Origin of the sequence: Streptomyces sp. NPDC020996, from assembly GCF_040641355.1 — a bacterium.
Lineage (GTDB): Bacteria > Actinomycetota > Actinomycetes > Streptomycetales > Streptomycetaceae > Streptomyces.
The window spans coordinates 1-2,249 of the sequence record NZ_JBFADM010000146.1; the positions used below are offsets into that span (position 1 = coordinate 1).

5 protein-coding genes are annotated in these 2,249 nt (G+C 71.2%); 4 read left to right on the top strand and 1 reads right to left on the bottom strand.

The window, feature by feature from the left end; all coding sequences use genetic code 11:
- Nucleotides 1-41 precede the first annotated feature (41 nt).
- From AB0G63_RS39030 to AB0G63_RS39040, 3 genes are all read left to right on the top strand, one after another.
- Entirely contained in the window at nt 42-248 is a 207-nt protein-coding gene (locus AB0G63_RS39030) for an acyl-CoA carboxylase epsilon subunit (protein WP_360760640.1), read from the top strand.
- Between the two features lie 115 nt (nt 249-363).
- Complete coding sequence (locus tag AB0G63_RS39035; protein ID WP_360760643.1) at nt 364-492, top strand: hypothetical protein; 129 nt, start codon at nt 364-366, stop codon at nt 490-492.
- A gap of 31 nt (nt 493-523) precedes the next feature.
- On the top strand, nt 524-1,144 hold the full coding sequence (locus tag AB0G63_RS39040; protein ID WP_360760645.1) for a nucleoside triphosphate pyrophosphatase: 621 nt from the start codon (nt 524-526) through the stop codon (nt 1,142-1,144).
- Here the strand turns inward: AB0G63_RS39040 and AB0G63_RS39045 are convergent.
- On the bottom strand, nt 1,113-1,577 hold the full coding sequence (locus AB0G63_RS39045; RefSeq protein WP_360760647.1) for a hypothetical protein: 465 nt from the start codon (nt 1,575-1,577) through the stop codon (nt 1,113-1,115). The genes AB0G63_RS39040 and AB0G63_RS39045 overlap by 32 nt on opposite strands.
- Nucleotides 1,578-1,956: 379 nt before the next feature.
- Between AB0G63_RS39045 and AB0G63_RS39050 the strand changes: the two genes are divergently transcribed.
- On the top strand, nt 1,957-2,249 hold a 293-nt coding region (locus AB0G63_RS39050), incomplete at its 3' end, for a biotin carboxylase N-terminal domain-containing protein (protein ID WP_360760650.1).

Consider the following 2,249-nt stretch of genomic DNA (forward strand, 5'->3'; position numbering starts at 1 on the left):
CCCCCAAGAAGCACGGCAACATCCCCCTGTAAGGAGCCGCTGTGATCAAGGTCGTACGGGGAAACCCCACCCCCGAGGAACTCGCCGCCGCCCTCGCGGTGGTCAGGGCCCGTGCCGCGGCCGCGGCCGCGGCGGCGCCGAGCGAGCCGCACGACAGGGACTCCTGGTCGGACCCGTCCCGCATCGCGGCGCACCGCCTGCCCCAGCCGGGACCCACGACGTGGGCGCGCACCTACTGGCCGAGCTGAGCGCGACCGGGAGACCACGACCGGGAGGAGACCACGGCCGGGAGACGGGGAGTCCGGGCGAACCTGAGTACGCGTACTCAGGCGTCCGGACCACCGCCCGGAGCACGCTGGGAGCATGCTGTGGTCCGATCCCGAGAACGAGCCGCCCGAGGAACTGCGGGACACGCAGGAGATGTTGCGGCGGCTCGGCATTCTCATGGCCCTGGCCATGGTGCTGGCGATGATCGTGGCCGGCCTGAGGTGAGCGGGCGGGGACACCTCGCTACCCTGACCGCATGACCGATCAGCCGCGCCGCCGCCTCGTGCTCGCCTCCCAGTCCCCCGCCCGGCTCGGCCTGCTGCGCCAGGCCGGATTCGATCCCGAGGTGATCGTCAGCGGCGTGGACGAGGACGCCGTCACCGCGCCCACCCCGGCCGACCTGGCGCTCGCCCTCGCCGAGGCGAAGGCCTCCGTGGTGGCCGCCCGGCCCGAGGTGAAGGGCGCGCTGGTGATCGGCTGCGACTCGGTGCTGGACCTGGACGGCGAGGCGCTGGGCAAGCCGGCCGACGCCGAGGAGGCCACGGCCCGCTGGAAGGCGATGCGCGGGCGCGCGGGCACCCTGCAGACCGGCCACTGCGTCTACGTCGCCGGGACCGGCCGCTACTCCTCCGGCATCGCCTCCACCGTCGTCCGCTTCGGCGAGCCCACCGACGAGGAGATCGCCGCGTACGTCGCCTCGGGCGAACCCCTCCACGTCGCCGGGGCGTTCACCCTCGACGGTCTCTCGGCCCCGTTCATCGAGGGCATCGAGGGCGATCACGGCAACGTGATCGGCATCAGCCTGCCCCTCGTGCGCAAGCTGCTGGCGCACCTGGGCGTCGGCATCACGGACCTGTGGGCGCCGGACCGGGCGTGACCGGGCTGCCGCCGTCCCCCGCGCCGTCCCGGGGCTCCTCGGCGGGCGCGGGGCCCCGCGGGGCGTCGTACGTCATCAGCAGCAGGACGACGAGCGCGAGCACGGCCACCATGAACACGAACGCCGGCCAGCCCACCAGACTCCACGCGAAGGCCCCCAGCAGCCCGTGCACGACGGCGACGCTGATCAGCAGGACCCGCCCGAAGCCGGCCGGCGGGCGGTCCCGCAGGGCGACGAGCAGGGCGACCAGTCCGCACAGGGCGAAGTAGAGCCCGAAGACGATCCCGCCCGCCTTCGACGACACCGACATCATGTCCGGGTCCAGGCCGGCCAGGGACATGTCCTGGCGGTCGACGACGATTCCCAGGAACCAGTTCAGCGCCGCGACGCCGACCGCTTCCGCGAACAGCACGAGCGCCACGATCCATGCCACCGGTCTGCGCACCACCGGTCCCCACCCACTCTCGAGCCGACGCCTGTTACCCGAAGTATGTTTCGATACATCGCGAACGCTACTAACGGGTAAACCGCGGGACAAGGGTCCGGTGGGCGGCAAAGATTCATTGGGCCGTTCGTAGGGATTCCACAAAGAAACCGGGTGGCCCGCAGCACGCTCTTACAGAGACCTTGGCCACATGAGGGGACTAGGGTTTCCGGGAGGAGTCCTGCGTATTGCGGTGCGACAAGGGATTTCGCCGGTTGAGCGAGCCTCGAATCACGCTCCGTGTGGGCAAGCTCACCATTGGGGACGGGTCGATGCGCCGTGTCGGCAGTCCCTAAACTCGGCTTGTTTCAAGGAGGGAGCCTCTATCGTGCGCAAGGTGCTCATCGCCAACCGTGGCGAAATCGCTGTCCGTGTCGCCCGGGCCTGCCGGGACGCCGGTATCGCGAGCGTGGCCGTCTACGCCGACCCGGACCGGGACGCTCTGCATGTCCGCGCCGCGGATGAGGCGTTCGCTCTGGGCGGTGACACCCCGGCCACCAGCTATCTCGACATCGGCAAAGTGCTCGGCGCGGCCCGCGAGGCCGGCGCGGACGCGGTCCACCCCGGCTACGGCTTCCTCTCGGAGAACGCCGACTTCGCCCAGGCCGTCCTGGACGCGGG

What these genes read in the sequence shown, in the direction of transcription:
- AB0G63_RS39035 (WP_360760643.1), top strand. Translation starts at nt 364, where the DNA reads ATGCTGTGGTCCGATCCCGAGAACGAGCCGCCCGAGGAACTGCGGGAC.
- AB0G63_RS39040 (WP_360760645.1), top strand. Translation starts at nt 524, where the DNA reads ATGACCGATCAGCCGCGCCGCCGCCTCGTGCTCGCCTCCCAGTCCCCC.